Here is a 17,825-nt window from a genome sequence, read left to right on the forward strand (position 1 = left end):
GCCCCACCCCATGAACAACCGCGCCGCGCCCCGTCTGGGCGAACCGGCTTCGCTGTGGCGCATGCGGATCGTGCCGGTGGCGACCGTGATGATCGCTTCGGCGCTGCCGCTGATGTTGCCGCTCGTCGCCAACTCGCCGGTGCTACCACCGCTTGGGCTGCTGTTTTTCCTCTGCTGGCAATTGCTGCGCACCGAAATGTGGCCGGTGTGGATCGGCCTGCCGCTGGGGCTGTGGGACGATCTGTTCAGCGGCCAGCCGATCGGCACCGCGGTCGGGCTGTGGACGCTCGCCAGCATCGCGATCCATTATTCGTCGCAGCGCATCTATTGGCGCGGTTTTCTGCACGATTGGGCGATTGCAGCCTTGCTGATCGCGATCATCCAGTCGCTGGCGGCGCTGATCGTTCATCCGAGCGCGGCGACAGGACGCGTGCTGGGGCTGGTCGTGCCGCAGATTGTCATCTCGGCGCTGCTGGTGCCGCTGTTCATGCGGCTGACCGGCAAGTTTGACAATTTCCGCCTGAAACGCCGATAATCGCCTTAGTCAGAAGCAATGCCGCGCAAGAACCCGCCCATTACCGAAGCCTGGAGGGGTATCACCTTCACCCGCCGCGCGCTGGTTGTCGGCGGTGCGCAGGCGGCGGTCGGGCTCGCGCTGGCGGCGCGCATGACCTATATCTCGGTCATCGACAATGATCGCTATGTGCTGGAATCGGAAAGCAACCGCGTCAACCTGACGCTCATCCCGCCGCGTCGCGGCTGGATCGTCGATCGCCATGGCAAGGCGCTGGCGAACAATCGCGTCTCGCTGCGTATCGACATCATCCCCGACCGCCTGCACAATCGCGACTTCGTGCTCGGCCAACTGCGAACCTTGTTGCGCCTCGACGGCGACACGATGGAGCGGATCAATCGCGATCTGAAGGCCGCATCGGGGTTTCAACCGGTCGCTGTGGCCGAAGACATGAGTGAGGCCGAATATGCCTCGATCCTCGTCCGCCTGCCCGAGCTCCCGGGCATCGCGCCGCAGCGCGGCTTCGCCCGCAATTATCCGACCGGCGCGGCGGTCGGCCATCTGATCGGCTATGTCGGCGCACCGAATGCCGAGGAATATCAGAAGGCGAAAGATCCGCTGTACATCACGCCGGGGTACAAGATCGGCAAGGATGGGCTGGAGAAATATTTCCAGCCGATGCTGAAGGGCAAGCCGGGCGCGCGGCGCGTCGAGGTGACCGCGCGCGGCAAGATCGTCCGCGATCTCGAAACCCAGCCCGATGTCCAGGGCAAGACCGTCCATCTGACGATCGACGCCGATCTGCAGGAATATGCGGCGCGGCGCATGGGCCGCGAATCGGGCGCGGTCGTCGTTATCGACTGCCTGACCGGCGACATCCTGTCGTTCATTTCGATGCCCAGTTTCGATCCGAACAGCTTTTCGGACGGCATCAGCAACAGCGAATATAGCTGGCTGCGCGCCGACGACCACCAGCCGCTGATCAACAAGGCGACGCGCGGGCTCTATCCCCCCGGGTCGACGCTGAAGCCGATGGCCGCGATCGCTGCGGTCCAGCACGGCGTCGACCCCGGAGAACGCCACACCTGCATCGGCGGCTATCGGCTCGGCAGCCGCTTCTTTCGCTGCCTCGGCACACACGGCAGCGTCGACATGGCGACCGCGATCGAAAAAAGCTGCAACAGCTATTTCTACTGGCTGGCGCACCGGCTGGGCTATGACGCGATGGCGCCCACCGCCAAGCTGCTTGGGCTGGGCGAGGAATTTCAGCTGGCGGGCAGCAACCAGCGGTACGGTACCATCCCCGACAGCGCGTGGAAGATGCGCCGGTACGACCAGAAATGGTCGGCGTCGGATTCGCTGAACGCGGTGATCGGCCAGGGGTATGTCAGCGTCAATCCGCTGCAACTGGCGGTGATGACGGCGCGGATCGCGTCGGGGCGGCGGCTGTATCCGCGCCTGATCAACCGCGAATTTCGCAACGAGCCGCTGCCCTTTTCGGCCGAGGCGCTGGCCGTTGCGCGTTCGGGCATGGACCGCGTCGTCAACGGCGCGGGTACCGCGGTGCGCAGCCGCCTGCCGCTCGACGGCATCACCATGGGCGGCAAGACCGGCACCGCGCAGGTGCGCGGCCTCGCTTCGGGCTCGCGCGGTCAGAGCGGTGCTTGGAAATATCGCGACCACGGCCTGTTCGTCTGCTTCGCGCCGGTCGAAAACCCGCGTTATGCCGCATCGGTGGTCATCGAGCATGGCATGGGCGGATCGCGCGCCGCAGCCCCGATCGCCAAGGACATCTTCACCTTCCTCTACGACCGCGAAAAGGCGATGGAAGCGCTGGAGACGTTCGAGGCTGGCTGGGGCGGCAATATCAAGGAGCGGATGGACCGCGACTATGCCGCGTGGAAATCCGGTGCGTCGAGCGATCCCAATCCGGAGCTGCCACAATGATCGTCGTGCCGCCCGCCATCCAGCGCATTCCGTGGAAACTGATCGCGCTGCTCAGCGCCATCACGGGTTTTGGCATTCTGGTGCTCTATTCGGCCGCGGGCGGCAGCTTCACGCCGTGGGCGATGCAGCAGACCATCCGCTTTCTGGTGTTCCTGACCGTCGCGATGGTGATCGGGCGCCTGCCGATCCGCATTTTCGAGGATTTTTCGTACATTGCCTATATCGGCGTGCTCGTCCTGCTGATCGCGGTCGAATTGCTCGGCTTTGTCGGCGGGGGCAGCCAGCGCTGGCTGAACCTCGGCTTCATGAACCTCCAGCCCTCCGAACTGATGAAGGTGACGATCGTCGTCGCCCTGGCGCGCTTCTACGCGCAGTTGCCGCCCGGGAACACGCGCAGCTGGACCGCGCTGTGGCCGGCGCTGATCATGATCGGACTGCCCGCCGCGCTCGTCATGCTGCAACCCGACCTTGGCACGGCCTTGTCGATCTGCATCGGCGGCGTGGTGGTGATGTTCGTCGCGGGCCTGCCCTTCTGGTGGTTCGGCAGCACCGCGATCGCCGGGGCGGCGGCGCTGCCCGTGCTGTTCTCGTTCCTTCACGATTATCAGCAAAAGCGCGTGCTCATCTTTCTCGACCCTGAAAGCGATCCGCTCGGCGCCGGCTATCATATTAGCCAGTCGAAGATCGCGATCGGATCGGGCGGGGTCGGCGGCAAGGGCTTTCTCAACGGGTCGCAGAGCCATCTCGACTATCTGCCCGAAGGCCACACCGACTTCATCTTCGCCACGATGGCCGAAGAATGGGGGCTGATCGGCGGGCTGGGGCTGCTCTTTGCCTTTTTCCTCCTGCTGCGCTGGGGAACGCGCGTCGCGCTGAAAGCACGCACCCGCTTTGGCCAGCTGACCGCGGCGGGGCTCACCATGACGATCTTTTTCTACATCGCGATCAACCTGATGATGGTGATGGGGCTGGCACCGGTGGTCGGCATTCCGTTGCCGCTCTTTTCCTATGGCGGATCGTCGATGCTGACGATCATGACGTGCGTCGGGATCATGTTGGCGATCGAAAACGACAGCAAAACGGGCACACGCCGCCTGCATTGAGAAAAATCTTTGGCAGAGGCATTGCGTTCCCCCGATTGGCATGATAGCGGGCCGCTCGCTTCGCAGCAAAGAGCATAGCTCGCCGCCGCCAAGCGCGCCGAAATCCGGCAGTGGACGCATAGCTCAGTTGGTAGAGCAGCTGACTCTTAATCAGCGGGTCCTAGGTTCGAGCCCTAGTGCGTCCACCACCTTTTCTGATCAATTGAAATAGCTTACGCCACCTTGCCTGCGATCAGCAAAGCTTTCTTCTAAGGTGAGTATCGAATAGACACCGAAGCGTGTGAGTGCGCGTTGGAATCGTCCGGCCCATCTTCGTTGCCAACTTTATCGAGTTCGGCGGTGGAGGCTGCTTCATCACCGGTGAGTTCCTCACCCGAAAATTGCCCCTGCGGTACGCTATGCGGGAGTTCTCGCAGGGAGTTCCCGCACGCGACGCGTGCGCTACGGGTGGCCGTGTTCTGAATGATGTCGGCCAAGTAGGATGAAACGCTAGGATCAGGCAATTGCCATGCTCACGCCCGCAGCCGTTCCGCGTTCGTGGAAAATTCCATCTCATTGATAAAGCCCCGAACCAAGCGCGAGTCGATCGGCTTGCTGAGCAGATAACCTTGAATCTGACGGCAGCCTTCTTGGCGAAGGATTTCGGCCTGTGCCTCATCCTCGACGCCTTCGGCCAAGGTCTCCATGCCGAGCGCATCCGCCAAGGTCGTTATCGCGCGGATCACCGCGTTGGCGTTGCCGCCAGCCGTTAGGTCGCGAACGAAGCTCTGGTCGATTTTCAGCTTGTCGAACGGGAACGACCGCAGATAGCTGAGCGAGGAATAGCCGGTCCCGAAATCGTCGAGCGCAATCCGCACACCGAGCTTGCGCAGGCCGTGGAGCGCATCGAGCGTGCGTTCCACGTTGGAAATGAAAATACTCTCTGTGATCTCGAGTTCGAGTCGGGTCGCGGGAAGTCCCGAAATTGCGAGCGCCGACAAGACGACCGTCGCCAGATTTGGACTGAGGAACTGCTTGGGCGAGATATTGACCGCCACCGCGAGATCGCCCGGCCAGGACGCTGCCTGACGGCAAGCTTCGCGAACGACCCACTCACCGATCTGAACGATGAGACCCGTTTCTTCCGCAAGCGGAATGAACTCGGCGGGACTGATCATCCCGCGCTCGGGGTGCGGCCAGCGAATGAGCGCCTCGAACGCCTTGAGCCGCTCCTCCTGGAGGCTGTAGAGTGGCTGGAAGTGGAGTTCGAAACCGCCGTCGCGGATGGCTAGGCGGAGGTCGAGCTCCATCTGTCGCCGATAACGCGCCTGCTCGTCGAGGGAGCGTTCGAAGAATTGATATGTCGACTTGCCGTCACGCTTGGCGCGGTAAAGCGCAAGGTCGGCATTCTTCATCAAGGTGATCCCATCGACCCCATCGGCAGGCGCAACCGCGATACCGAGGCTCGCCGAGGCATCCGCCTGCTGACCGTCGATCACGATCGAGCGATCAAAGCAATCCTGGAGCCGATCGGCCAGAGCCGCGAGATTCTCGGTCGCTGGCAGGTCACTGAGCAGAATCGCGAACTCGTCGCCTCCCAGTCGCGCGACAATGGCATCGCCAAGCACATCCTGAAGATGCGCGGCCACGTTGCGAAGCAGCGTATCTCCGGCGGGGTGTCCGAGCGTATCGTTGACGACCTTGAAATCGTCAAGATCGACGTAGACGACCATCAATTGCATATCGTCGCGGCGGCGCAGCAAGGCATGATCCAGCTGTTCGACAAACAATTTGCGATTGGGCAGATTGGTTAGTCCATCGTGGAGCGCAACGTGCGTGATCTGCCGTTCGCGCTCCGCAATCGCGTCAACCATGGTATTGAAGCTCGCACCGAGTCTTCCGATCTCGTCCTCCGACGTAATTTCGACCTTCGCGTCCTTGCCTTCTCCAAGCCGCCGCGTCGCGTTGTCAAGGGCGCGCAGTGGGCTGGTGATGGTCCGGGCAACACGCCAGCTCAGTACGACGACCAGCGACAGGCCGGCGGCCGCGAGCGCCGCAAGCAGCCATTGAAGGCCGGAATATTCGGCCAGCGCCTCGCTGAGTGAGTGGTTGAGAAGAAGACGCGGCCGGAGACCCTGCTGCAAGGCGGGGAGCGCCGTTACATGATGCAAGATTCGATCGCCATCGTCGGTTTCGACAACACTCCCTAGAGTTGCGTTGCTAAGCGCGGCTGGGAGACGCGACGCCGGCAGCACGCGCGCATCGATATCGACCGCGGCGAGACGGCTCAGCCGCTTCATCTCGGCGGCATCGAGCGGCTGGGCCATGACGAGCCAGCCGATTGTATCCGGCGTTTCCACAGGCGAAGCGGCGGCCAGGGCAAGTTTTTCGCCAAGCCGAATTACCCCGCGCTCCTGCCCCGCATCGAGCGCGTTCCACAAATCTTCGACGGCAGGCAATGCCGCATCCGACGAACCGACGATGCTGCCGTCGAGGCCAACGACGAAGGCCGCGGCGCTGCGCGAGCGCTGCCGCAGGCTGAGCAGTGCGCTTTCGATGGTCGCGTCGTCATGCGTTGCCACAGCCTCTCGAAACCCGAAGTCGCGCGACAGGATATCGGTCGACCCCCGCATTTGTTGGGCCCGCAAGGCAATGATCTCGTCAAAGACCCGGGCGTTCGCGGCCAGATCACGCGATGCGCTATTCTCGCCGAAACGCGCAACCCCATTGCCTGCCAGAAGCACGACCGCCGCGAGCACGAGCGCAAACAGCGTCGCATAGGCGACCGCGATACGAAGCTTCAGTGATCGAAAACGAAAGCGCGCCGGAATGGAAAGCGATAACGTCATCGCAGCCTTAACGCGATCTTCTGGCTGGCCGCTCCGGCGCCGACAACGACGGCGCGCTTGACCTCTCCCCCGGGTGTCCGGGCACGTGGGTGCCAAATGGTCAGCTGATAGGTGCCCGCCGCCATGCCCGACAAGCGGACAAGACCGTTCTGGTCGGTTTTTGCGGCATAAGGCGTGTCGACCACGCGTATATATCCTCGCATCTGATCGTGGATATTGCATCCGAGCGCGACGGTGCCGACGACCGGGAACGCCTGCGACCGCGACTGATCGCGCCCATAGAGGTCGATCTCGAACCGCGCCGCTTTGGAAAAGCTGAAGACGCTGTGCCGGACGGTATCAAGGTTGGGAAAAGCGACACTGCCGCCCTTGGCGACAATGAGTGTACCGGGGGTGAAGGTGACGTTCTTCTGCGCCATGGCGGCACGCCCTGGAAAGCGGATCGCTCCGCCGCGCCAGCCGCCGCCGGGATCGAGTTCGACGACCGCGTCACGCACCGGGACACCACGCTCGTCAACGACCTGGACCTGCATCGACGCAGGCGTCGCAGCCCATGCAGCGGCAATCCCTATGCCCGGGCCGAGCAACGCAGCAAGGATGATTGGTCCCTTCATTTGCGCCGAACTAGGGCTAGTTGTTTAATTTTGCGTCAAAATTTGGAGCGCATGGTTAACACAATCTTAGCCGATTGATGTGATGTCTCCATTATGGACCAACCTCTTCCCTTACGCGGCCTGCTGGCCGGACTTGCTTTTTCGTGCGTCCTGGCTTCGCCAGCCGCGGCGCAGGAAAGCGCGCTGCTCGACGGTGGAAAATTGTTGCTGACGAACGGTGTCGCGACGATCGAGGGCACCAGCGGCGGCGGCCTTGCGACATGGGCGACGATCAGCGGTCGCGAAACCGATGTCGGCGTCGGCTTGTCGGCGCACGGCACGATCATCGAACTCCCCGACTATGGGTGGACGAGTTATGGGCTGTCGGTCGGGCTCTTTGACCGCGTCGAACTTAGCTATGCACGCCAGAACTTCGATACGCGCGATGTAGGAACCGCGCTCGGGCTCGGCGAGGGCTATATGCTCAACCAGGATGTGTTCGCCGCAACGCTCCGGATCGCGGGCGATGTCGTCTACGGCAATCCGCTTGTTCCGCAGATCGCAGCGGGCGTCCAGCACAAGCGAAGCAGCGATACGCCCGTCGCTCTCGCGGTGGGTGCTGCCAACGGCCAAGGCACCGACTTCACGCTATCGGCAACAAAATTGTTCCTCTCGCACAGCGTCCTCGTCAATACGACGGCGCGGCTGACCAAGGCCAACCAAGGCGGGCTCCTCGGCTTCGGCAGCGCAGGGGAGAATAGTTACTCGCTCCAGTTCGAGGGATCGGTTGCTTATCAGCTGTCGCGCCGCGCGGTCATCGGCGCCGAATATCGCACCAAGCCAGACAATCTCGCCATCGCGCGCGAGGGTGATTGGTGGGATCTGTTCGCCGCCTATGCGGTGACCAAGAACCTGACCGTCACCGCCGCCTATGTCGACCTGGGTTCGATCGCGACGTTCGACAACCAGCGTGGCGGATTTCTGTCCGCCCAGCTCGCCTTTTGAGGACCGCCCAATGCTTATCCTTGCCGCCGCACTACTGACGCAATCCGTCGCCGAGCCGCCGGTGGACTGGGACAAGGAATTCGGCGTCGAAGAAAAAATGCGCGATCCTGTTACCGGCGAGTTTCCGGTTGATCCCTATGTCCAGGGCGACGGCAATGCGGGAGCAAAGCCGTTCGACGGCGTGGCGATGGCCGACGCCTTCGGCGGTCAGGCAGGCATCCGCCGGATCGCCAACCGGACGGTCGAACTGTCGGAAGCCGACCCGCGCATCGCCGCGATCTTCGCGTCACACGACATGGTTCGACTGAAACGGACCTTGTTCGAGCAGTTCTGCTATATTCTCAATGCGGGCTGCATTTATACGGGGCGCGACATGACCGCTTCGCACAAGGATCTCGGCGTGCGGACGCGAGATATGAATGCCCTCGTCGAAAATTTGCAGCGTGCGATGCGAGAGGAGAATGTCTCCTTTGCTGCGCAGAACCGATTTCTCGCAAAGCTCGCGCCCATGTCGGGGGCAGTAATCACGAGGTAGAGCGGGCTTATATGCCCCATTGCTAACCAAAGTTGGTCGTTCGGCGACTGTCCCGCTTAAGACAAGTTTGGCGAGATCCTGACCGACGTAGCGCGTTCGCGCCACGGCTGGGCGATTGCGAAGCGAACGGATGATCCGAGTGCACTACTCAGGCGAGCAATGCGTTCGAGAATATTTCCGACCGAGGGGCCTGTTGCGAGCGGCGAGCTGCCTTTGACGCGCCACACGCCATGTCCAATTCCGTCAGCGTCGAAGTGAACAGGGATCCAGTTCGTGCTCGCAACGCCGCCATCGACGATGTCGAGTTCGGCAATCATCGGCTGCCATGCTTCCGGGCCATATCGCGCCTGCGACCGCGGCGACCAGTGCTACGTTTTCTCGTCCCCGAGGCACCTCGGCGCGCTTGCTGCGGCGAGGTCGCGTCCGGCTTTCGCGAAGGCACGCTGGCGCTTACGAAGCGCATCGATCGTCGAAAATATGCCGAAATCTAAGATGTTGCTCCTGGTCAAAGGCGAGGTGTTGATCGGTGGCATGGCCACAAGCATCAGCACGTCAATGAAACTGCTCGCAGTAAGAATGTTGCGGACATGGGCATGCGTCTGATGGGCGTACTCTTATTTATGCCGATCAATTCGATGGCGGCGCCGGTCGCACTTGCCGTCGCCGGGCCGTCGATCGCTTAGGGCCGGTAACTGCTTGCCCGAAGCCCATATTTGGCCAATTTGTCGTACAAGGTTTTGCGGGGAATGTTCAGGCTCCGCTGCACGTCGGCGACCCTCCCGCCGGAGCGGCGCATCGCATCTTCGAGGAGCGTTCGTTCAAAATTTGCGACCAGCGACTGAAGGCTCGCTCCCGTGGTTCCCGGCTCGACGGGCTGTGCCAGACGGGTCAGGCCGAGCACGAAATTCTGCGCAAATGTGCGCAGCTCGCGCAGGTTGCCGGGCCAATCGTGGCTGACGAGATGCTGCCATTCGATCTCGCTGAGATCATCCGCCGACCGTTCGAGACTGCGTTCGAAATCGGCCACGAACATCCGGAACAATTCGGGAATGTCGTCGCGTCGTTCGACGAGCGGGGGCAATGTGACAGTAATGCCGCTCAGCCGATCTTCCAGTCCGCGATCGCGGACCGACACGCTGTCGTTTCCCTGACGGAACAGGGTGGTAGTCCCGATTATCCGGATATCGACATTCCGCGGGCGATCCGCTCCAAGGGCGATGAAATTCCGCTGGTCGACCAGGCTGATCAGGCGGGGCAGATCGCGCGCGGGGATCGACTCCAGCGCTTCGATGACCAGCGTTCCGCCATTTGCCCGCTCGATCAGCCCCGACCGCGACAGCGCGACCGACGGGTCGCGGCCATAGATGAGGACATTGGCCTCCTCGTTGGCGAAAATGCCGGGATCGAGGACGACGAACGGACGATTCCGGCGCGGGCTGAGATCATGTATCAGACGCGCGACGTGACTCTTGCCGGTGCCCGGTGCGCCGCTGATCAGCAGGTCGGCATCGGTTTGCGCCACTTCGCGCACGATCCGCTCGGCACGGCCGGCTACAACCGACGATCCCATCCAGCCGGTGCGCGCGTTTCCTTCCAGTTGTGAACGCAAGCGGCGGTTTTCCAGCAAAAGCTTGCGCCGGTCGGCCGCCTGGCGCACCGAGCGCGCGAGCCGTTCGATCGCATAGGGCTTGGTGAAGAAGTCCGCGGCGCCATCCTTCATGGAATCGACGGCCATCGATACATCGCCATGCGCGGTGGTGAAGATGACTGGAATATCGGGGTCAATGTCGCGAATCCGGGCAAAGAATTCGATTCCGTCGAGGACCGGCAGGCGAACGTCGCTGATCACGACGCCATCGAAGTCCGCAGCGATTTCACGCAAGGCGGCCGTAGCTGCGGGAAATGCGGCCACGTTAAATCCTTCCAGCTGCAATGCTTGGAACGTGCCGGCTCGCAGACTGTCGTCATCCTCGACGAAGATGATTGATAGGCTGCCGTCGGTCATTTTGTGCGCGGAATGATCATGGTGAAACAGGTCCGCTTTGCGTCGGGTTCGAAAACAAGATCGCCGCCAAGGTCGCGCATAATGTCGCGCGAAATGACGAGCCCCAGCCCCAGACCGTCGGGCTTCGTGGTCGCAAAAGGCTGAAACAACTGGCCAATTTTGTCGGCGCCGATGCCGGGGCCGCTGTTGCAAACGCGCAACCGGATGTCATCGCCCCCGCGGATCGCCTCGATTGCAATCGCACCCCCGTCGCCCACTGCATCGAGGGCGTTCTGGAGCAGGTTGACCAGCACCTGTTCCAGCCGCACATGCTCGGCGACGACGGCAATATCGAGATCCTGTGCCGACGGCAGATCCAGTGCCACGTCCATCGACGCGATCCGGTCGCGGAGCAGAAGGAGCGCGCTGTCGACGATCTCACCGATCCGGACCAGGCGCCGTGGCGCCGGCTGGCGGCGACTGAAGCGCCGCAGTTCTGCGGTTATCAGACCGAGCCGGTCCGCCAATCCGACGATTTCGCGGAAATTTGCCGACGCTTCGTCGACGAGCCCGCGCGCAATCAACTTCTCGCCATTTTCGGCAAACACCCGCATCGCCGCGACCGGCTGCCCGATCTCATGGCCAACCCCGGCCGATATCTGGCCCAGCGTCGCTAGGCGGTTGGCCTGTGACAATTGTTCGCGCACCGTCTGCGTGCGCTGCGCGATCTCCGTCTCCTGTAACGCCTGCCGTCGCCGACGGACGAAGAACAGGGCGAATGCCAGCGCAATCGTGCTGGCCAGCGCCAGGGCGACGGCCAGCCGCCCGCTTGCGATCGCTGCCGCTGCGCGGGGTCCCGGGTCCACCAGCAAGTGCAGCGTCCACCCATCGGGTGAGATCGATTGCAGCGTATCAAACAACGGCGCTTCGACGATCGCCCGCTCGCCTGCTCCTTGGGGTCTTGCCAAAACCAGGCGCTCGAGCCGTGCCAGCCCAAAGCGTTGCCGGTCCTGCGCGGCATCGCGCAGTTTCGCGACGCCTTCCCCGGTCAGCAGGAACCGCCATCGGGCGTCGGTTGCCAAAAGTACGACGCCCGTTGCATCGGTGACGTAAACGCCGTTGGTCGCCTTGCGCCAGCTTTCTTCGAGCGCGTCGAACTCGATTTTCACTGCGACCACGCCGAGTGGTCGGGCCGCCGGACCGACCCGATGGGCGATATACAGCCCCGGTCGGCGACTGACGGTGCCGAGTGCGAACTCGGTGGCGCTTCCGCCGTTCAACGCCTCCCGGAAATAGCTGCGAAAGGCATAGTTCGAGCCCACAAAACTGTCAGGCTGGTTCCAGTTACTCGCCGCAAATGTGAGGCCGTCCCGGTCCATGACATAGATGGCCGCGGCGCCCGACCGCTTAGCGAGATTTTCGAGCCGGATATCAAGCAATCGGGTCTGGCCGGCATCGCGCGCGAGCGTTTCGCCGACCTGCAGGTCACCCGCCAGCGTAATGGGCAGCAGGCTAACCTTGTCGAGTTCGCTCCGCAGACCGGCAGCAAGAATGGCTGCATCGTCGCCCGCGACTGCCTTCTCCTGAGCAAGGGCGCGGGCATACATCACGCGGTCGACGGACAGCACCAATCCGGTCAAAATGCTGATCGCGACCGCCACCGACAGAATCAGGTAACGACGGTCACCAACGATCTTTTCTGCCCAACCCGCCATCGCTCTACTGTGCGGTTTTTCGCACAATATTCAACTCGAATGTAGGGATAACCGCACAAATCTCGAACGCCAAATAGTCTATATACATGATAAATAATGATATTTAGAAATGCGGCTTGATCGTTTCATGGTCCCTCCCGGCAAATTATAATCGATACCAGGCAAAAATTGCCACGGGAGAGGATCGGCGATGGGGTTGGCAGCTGCCACTGGGGATTCGGGCGTGCCCGCCCGCAAATTGCCATTTTATCGGCATCTTTATGTTCAGGTGCTGACCGCGATCGCGCTCGGCGCGCTGGTGGGACACCTGTTTCCCGAGTTTGGCGCCTCGCTGAAACCGATCGGCGACGGCTTCATCGCGCTGGTCAAAATGATTATCGCCCCGGTGATTTTCGTGACCGTCGCCACCGGCATCGCGGGGATGAAGGATATGACCGCGGTCGGCAGCGTCGCCGGCAAGGCCTTCGTCTATTTCCTGTTCTTCTCCACCCTCGCGCTCGTTATCGGGCTCGTGGTTGCCAATGTCGTCCAGCCGGGCGCGGGACTGAATATCGACCCAGCATCGCTCGATACGGCGGCGGTAGCGACATATGCCGAGACCGCGAAGCAGCAGACCATGGCAGGCTTCCTGCTCGGCATCATACCTACGACGCTGTTCAGCGCCTTGACCAGCGGATCGATCCTCCAGGTGCTGCTTGTTGCGATCCTGTCCGGTGTCGCGATCGCCACGACCAGGCCGCACAGCGACCTTGTCCTCGACGTGATGGGGTCGTTCAACGAGGTCATCTTCAAGCTCGTCCACATGTTGATGAAGCTCGCCCCGATCGGTGCGTTCGGGGCGATCGCCTTTACCATCGGCGAGTTCGGAATTGGTTCTCTCGCCAGTCTCGCGGCGCTGATCGCGACCTTCTATCTGACGTCGCTGCTGTTCGTTCTCGTGGTACTCGGTGTTGTCGCGCGACTGGCAGGGTTCACCATCTTTGGCTTGATCAAATATCTGCGCGAGGAGCTCCTGCTCGTTCTCGGGACGTCGTCGTCCGAGGCCGCCCTACCAAGCCTGATGGAGAAAATGGAGATCGCGGGCTGCCGCAAGACGGTGGTCGGGCTGGTTGTGCCAACCGGCTATTCCTTCAATCTCGACGGCACCAACATCTATATGACGCTGGCCGCGCTGTTCATCGCGCAGGCGGTGGGCATCGAGCTGTCGTTCGGCGAGCAGCTCACGCTGGTGCTGGTCGCGATGGTCAGCTCAAAGGGCGCGGCGGGGGTCACCGGTGCGGGCTTTGTGATCCTCGCGGCGACGCTGTCGGTCATCCCCTCTGTTCCGGTGGCCGGAATGGCGCTGATCCTGGGCATCGACCGGTTCATGAGCGAATGCCGCGCGCTCACCAATTTCATTGGCAATGCGGTCGCCACGATCGTGGTTGCCAAATGGGAAAATGCGCTCGACACCCAGCGGCTGGCCGCCGCGATGGCGGGTAAGCCAATGCCGCTGCCTGAAGCCGACATCGAACATCACGAGCGCACCGGACCCCATAGCGAGGGTATAGCGGCGGCGATCGGAGAGACCGCATGATCGCGCGCCGCACCCTGATCGCGGGCGCCGCCACGCTGCTGGTCGCATCGACCTGGCCGGGCGGCGCCGTGCTGAAGGCGCATGAATTCGAAGAAATTCTGCTGTGGCCTGGCACGCCGCCCGGGAAGGGCGCCGTCAGCGGGCCGGAACGGATCGGCGACAAGGGCGCAGGCTTTGGTGCAGTGTCCAATGTCTCCAATCCGCGTCTGCGCGTCTATCGTCCCAACCATCCGAATGGTCGGGCGGTGGTGGTCATCGGCGGCGGCGGTTATTTCCGCATCCAGCTGTGGAAGGAGAGCACCCCCGCGGCGCAATGGTTGCAGCTTAACGGCTATACCGTCTTCGAACTGATCCACCGGCTGCCCGCCGACGGATGGGAGGCCACCGCCCCGTTCATCGACGCGCAGCGCGCGATGAAGATCGTGCGCCATCGTGCGGGTGACTTCGGCATTCGGCCCGACTGCATAGGCATTCTGGGTTTCTCCGCCGGCGGACATTTGGCCGGCTACACCGCGCTGAAGCCGGGCCAGCCATTATACGCGGGTAACGACGAGGTCGAAACGGCGTCGGCGCGGCCCGATTTCGCGGCATTGCTGTTCCCGGTGGTCACGCTGCGCAAACCCTATGACACGACGCGCACCCGGCGCGAGATCGTCGGCCGCGAACCCAGCATCGCGGCACAGGAGCTTTGGTCGCTCGACACGCATGCGTCGAAGGACGCGCCGCCGATGATCCTGTTCTCCTCGGCCGACGACCAGACGACGCCACCCGGCCACAATATCGCGCTGTTCGAGGCGCTCAACCGCGCCGGCGCGAGCGTGGAAATGCACATTTTTTCGGATGGAGGCCACGGATGGGGTCTCGGCACATCCGAGCAGACGCTGAGCCAGTGGCCGACGCTGTTCCACACCTGGCTCGACAAGCAAATGACCCAAAAGAAATGATCGGGAGGATCACCAATATGCGCATCACCACCATTGCCAAACTGGCGCTTCTGGGCGGCACAAGCCTGCTCGCGTCCACGCTCGCCGCCGCGCAGGACCAGCCCGCGTCCGGATCGACGCCCGATGCCGCGGAGGTCAGCGCCGCCGAACCCGAAATCGTCGTCACCGGCACCCAAATTCAGGGCGCCCAGATCAACGACGTGCTGCCCGTCACCGTGGTCGACGAACAGTCGATCGAGAACAGCGGCGCATCGTCGGGCGACGAAATGTTCCGCGCCATCCCGCAGGCCGGGACGGTCGCCTTCAACGAGCAGAACGCGACGACCCAGAACAATGTGCGCGGCGACGTCGGTTCGATCAATCTGCGCGACCTTGGCACCGGCAACACGCTCTTGCTGATCAACGGCCGCCGCATGAACCTGCATCCGGGTTTCCAGACCGAGCTGCTCGTGCCGGTTGTCTCGCCCGATACCAACGAGATCGCACCGGGAAGCGTGCGGCGGATCGAAGTGTTGCGCGACGGCGCATCGGCGCTCTACGGCGCCGACGCCGTGGCAGGCGTGGTCAACACGGTGCTGAAAGGCGGCATGAAAGGTGGCTTCCTCGAAGCCGACTACCGCATGTCCGACGGGACAAGCCTCTACAGCTTCAACCTGACCGGCGGCTATGGGTTCGACTTCGGCGGCGGCCGCGGCAATCTGACCGTCTATGGCGGCTATTTCCACGAAAACGGCCTGCCCGTCACCGCACGCGATTACGCGCGCGACGACAACCGCCTGCCGCTGGTCGAAGGGACCGATTTCGAGGGCGATGCCTCGTTCAACAACCGCAATACATTTGGCCCGTTCGGGCAGTTCGATATCCAGGCACCAGCCAACCGCACGCCGATCGGCGACGACGACTTCTACCTGCAACCCAGCACCTTCGCCGGTTGCCGCCTCCAGTTCGGCGGCGGCATCTGCGCCCGCAACGGCGAAACGCCGGTCGCGGCGGTCCGTTACAACACGATCTTCGGTAACAGCCTGATCAGCAAGAAAGACCGCTATAATGCGATGGCGCTGCTCAGCTACGAGCTGACCGACGATATCGAGGCCTATTTCGAGGGCAGCTATTACCGATCGGAAAGCGTGCGGAATTTCGACCCGTCGGCAATCCTCAGCGCCGTTCCCGTCGGCATCTCGCGCAACGCCTATTACAATCCGTTCGGGCCGACCACGCGCAACGGACAACCCAACCCGCAGCGCCTGCCGGGTACCACGATCGCGGCCGAGGGCGCCGACCTGATCATGGAACGGTACCGTTTTGTCGATGTCGGCAACCGGATCATCGACGTCGAAAAGGAAAGTTACCGGCTGGTGGCCGGGTTGCGGGGCAACTTCGGCGCGTGGGACTTCGACACCGGCTTCGTCTATTCGGAGGCCGATACGATCGATCTGGAGCGCAACCGGGTTTCGCTCACCGCCATGCAGCGCCAGATCAACCTGACCACGCCCGATGCGTATAATCCGTTCAACGGCGGCTGCTTGGACGATCCGGGCCTCGGCGATTGCACGCCCAACCCGCTTTCCTCGATCGAGCCGTTCCGGATCGACGTGTTCCGCAAGGGCGGCACCAGCCTGGCGCTCGCCGACTTCAAGGTCAGCCGCGATGACCTGTTCACGCTGCCCGGCGGCAATGTCGGCATCGCCGCCGGCGTCGAGTGGCGGCGCGAGTCCTTCTACGACGACCGCGATCCGCGGCTCGACGGCACCATCACCTTCACCGACAGCGTGACCGGGGTGTTCAACGGCAGCGACGTCGCCGGCACCAGCGAATCCCCCGACACCGACGGCGTCCGCAATGTCTATTCGGCGTTCACCGAACTGTTCGTTCCCCTCGTTAGCCCGGAAATGAACATTCCGCTGATCGAGGCGCTCAACGTCCAGCTTGCCGGCCGCATCGAACGGTTCGCCGACATCCGCGCAACCGCCAAGGTGCCGCGCATCGCGGCATCGTGGACGACCATTCCCGGCGTCACGTTCCGCGGCGCCTGGTCGCAGGGTTTCCGCGCTCCCAACCTGGTGCAGGTCAACGACGACGGCACCACGCGCTCGAACACCCGCGACGATTTTGTCGTCTGCCAGGCACAGGTCGAGAAGGGCGTTATCGCCAATCTTGCTGCCTGCCCCGGGGCGGGGGTGATCAGCTTCCGCTCGGGCGCGCGCAACCTGCGCCCCGAAGACAGTGAAAGCATCAACCTGGGCATCGTTCTCGAGCCGGGGTTCCTGCCCGGACTGACGCTCACCGCCGATTACTGGCGGGTCAAGCAGACCGGCCTGGTCGGGACGTTCGGCGATGACAACGCCATTGCGCTCGACCTGCTGCGCCGTCTGGCCGGGAGCAGCAACCCCAACGTGATCCGCGAAGCGCCAACGGCGGATGACATCGCCCTGTTCACGGGCACCAGCCTGGCCCCGACCGGCCGGATCATTCGCGTGCTCGACCCCTATCTCAACCTCGACAGCCGCGTGTCGAAGGGGTGGGACTTCGGCCTTGTCTATCGTGTGCCCGATTTCGGGGCGGGGGATTTCCGGGTCCGGTTGAACGTGGCGCGGCTCGACAGCTTTGTGCAGAGCGCCGGCCCGGACGGGCAGGAAATCCTCGATGCGATCGCCGCGGGAACGCTGCCGCTCGATGTCACCGTCGGCGGCCTTGGCGAGCTTCTGGAGGTGGACGGACGGCCCAAATGGCGAGCCAGCGGCTCGATCAACTGGGACAAGGGGCCGGTCTCGGTTGGCCTGTTCGGCAGCTATGTCGGGAAATTCTATGACACCAGCGTGGTTCGCGACGTGCTGGTCGTATCGGACAATCCCAATGCCAATTTCTTCCCGGTCGACGACATCTTTACGATGAATCTGTCGGTCGCCTATACGATCAACAATGACACGGCGCTCGACGGAACCCGGTTGCGGTTTGCGATCAACAATTTGTTCGATACCGATCCGCCGCTCGCCGACGAAACTTATGGCTTCTACAGCGATCTGCACAGCGCCCGCGGCCGCCAGTTCGCCATCGAGATCAGGAAGAAGTTCTGACGCTGTG

General features: G+C 62.7%; 13 protein-coding genes and 1 tRNA gene. 9 read left to right on the top strand and 5 right to left on the bottom strand.

Features of this window, described 5'->3' with window-relative positions:
• The first annotated feature begins 10 nt into the window (after positions 1 to 10).
• The 4 genes from FFS18_RS00005 (at position 11) to FFS18_RS00020 (ending at position 3,752) form a co-directional block, all read left to right on the top strand.
• On the top strand, positions 11 to 535 hold the full coding sequence (locus tag FFS18_RS00005; protein WP_137869510.1) for a rod shape-determining protein MreD: 525 nt from the start codon (positions 11 to 13) through the stop codon (positions 533 to 535).
• Between the two features lie 18 nt (positions 536 to 553).
• Positions 554 to 2,461, top strand: a complete 1,908-nt coding sequence (mrdA, locus tag FFS18_RS00010; RefSeq protein WP_137869232.1) for a penicillin-binding protein 2 — start codon at positions 554 to 556, stop codon at positions 2,459 to 2,461.
• Entirely contained in the window at positions 2,458 to 3,564 is a 1,107-nt protein-coding gene (gene rodA, locus FFS18_RS00015; RefSeq protein ID WP_137869233.1) for a rod shape-determining protein RodA, read from the top strand. Before mrdA ends, rodA begins: the two co-directional genes overlap by 4 nt.
• 112 nt (positions 3,565 to 3,676) lie before the next feature.
• Positions 3,677 to 3,752: transfer RNA gene (locus FFS18_RS00020), tRNA-Lys, on the top strand.
• 324 nt (positions 3,753 to 4,076) lie between these two features.
• Here FFS18_RS00020 and FFS18_RS00025 read toward each other — a convergent pair.
• Positions 4,077 to 6,392, bottom strand: a complete 2,316-nt coding sequence (locus FFS18_RS00025) for a putative bifunctional diguanylate cyclase/phosphodiesterase (protein ID WP_137869234.1) — start codon at positions 6,390 to 6,392, stop codon at positions 4,077 to 4,079.
• On the bottom strand, positions 6,389 to 7,006 hold the full coding sequence (locus tag FFS18_RS00030) for a cupredoxin domain-containing protein (protein ID WP_137869235.1): 618 nt from the start codon (positions 7,004 to 7,006) through the stop codon (positions 6,389 to 6,391). The genes FFS18_RS00025 and FFS18_RS00030 overlap by 4 nt, the downstream gene beginning before the upstream one ends.
• A gap of 93 nt (positions 7,007 to 7,099) precedes the next feature.
• On the opposite strand from FFS18_RS00030, the gene FFS18_RS00035 reads away from it, so the two are divergent.
• Both FFS18_RS00035 and FFS18_RS00040 read left to right on the top strand, forming a co-directional pair.
• Positions 7,100 to 7,990: a DUF3034 family protein gene (locus FFS18_RS00035; RefSeq protein WP_137869236.1), complete on the top strand. Its 891-nt coding sequence runs from the start codon at positions 7,100 to 7,102 to the stop codon at positions 7,988 to 7,990.
• Between the two features lie 10 nt (positions 7,991 to 8,000).
• Positions 8,001 to 8,525 (top strand): group I truncated hemoglobin, encoded by a 525-nt coding sequence (locus FFS18_RS00040; protein WP_137869511.1) that lies wholly within the window; start codon positions 8,001 to 8,003, stop codon positions 8,523 to 8,525.
• Positions 8,526 to 8,581: 56 nt separating this feature from the next.
• On the opposite strand, the gene FFS18_RS00045 is transcribed toward FFS18_RS00040, so the two are convergent.
• From FFS18_RS00045 to FFS18_RS00055, 3 genes are all read right to left on the bottom strand, one after another.
• Complete coding sequence (locus FFS18_RS00045) at positions 8,582 to 8,842, bottom strand: hypothetical protein (RefSeq protein ID WP_137869237.1); 261 nt, start codon at positions 8,840 to 8,842, stop codon at positions 8,582 to 8,584.
• Positions 8,843 to 9,204: 362 nt separating this feature from the next.
• Positions 9,205 to 10,530 carry a sigma-54-dependent transcriptional regulator gene (locus FFS18_RS00050; protein WP_137869512.1) on the bottom strand — a complete coding sequence of 442 codons (1,326 nt, stop codon included), beginning with the start codon at positions 10,528 to 10,530 and terminating at the stop codon, positions 9,205 to 9,207.
• The gene (locus FFS18_RS00055; protein WP_137869238.1) at positions 10,527 to 12,224 is read right to left on the bottom strand and encodes a sensor histidine kinase; all 1,698 of its coding nucleotides are present in this window, start codon (positions 12,222 to 12,224) and stop codon (positions 10,527 to 10,529) included. Before FFS18_RS00055 ends, FFS18_RS00050 begins: the two co-directional genes overlap by 4 nt.
• 190 nt (positions 12,225 to 12,414) lie before the next feature.
• Here FFS18_RS00055 and FFS18_RS00060 point away from each other — a divergent pair, with 190 nt between their 5' ends.
• From FFS18_RS00060 to FFS18_RS00070, 3 genes are read left to right on the top strand one after another with little or no spacing between them, the layout of a single operon-like run.
• Positions 12,415 to 13,800, top strand: a complete 1,386-nt coding sequence (locus FFS18_RS00060; RefSeq protein WP_137869239.1) for a dicarboxylate/amino acid:cation symporter — start codon at positions 12,415 to 12,417, stop codon at positions 13,798 to 13,800.
• A complete protein-coding gene (locus FFS18_RS00065) occupies positions 13,797 to 14,744 on the top strand; it encodes an alpha/beta hydrolase (RefSeq protein ID WP_137869240.1) in 948 nt (315 codons plus the stop codon). The genes FFS18_RS00060 and FFS18_RS00065 overlap by 4 nt, the downstream gene beginning before the upstream one ends.
• 17 nt (positions 14,745 to 14,761) lie before the next feature.
• Positions 14,762 to 17,818: a TonB-dependent receptor domain-containing protein gene (locus FFS18_RS00070; RefSeq protein ID WP_137869241.1), complete on the top strand. Its 3,057-nt coding sequence runs from the start codon at positions 14,762 to 14,764 to the stop codon at positions 17,816 to 17,818.
• Positions 17,819 to 17,825 lie beyond the last annotated feature (7 nt).

The sequence above is a fragment of the Sphingopyxis sp. 2PD genome (assembly GCF_005503695.1).
Lineage (GTDB): Bacteria > Pseudomonadota > Alphaproteobacteria > Sphingomonadales > Sphingomonadaceae > Sphingopyxis.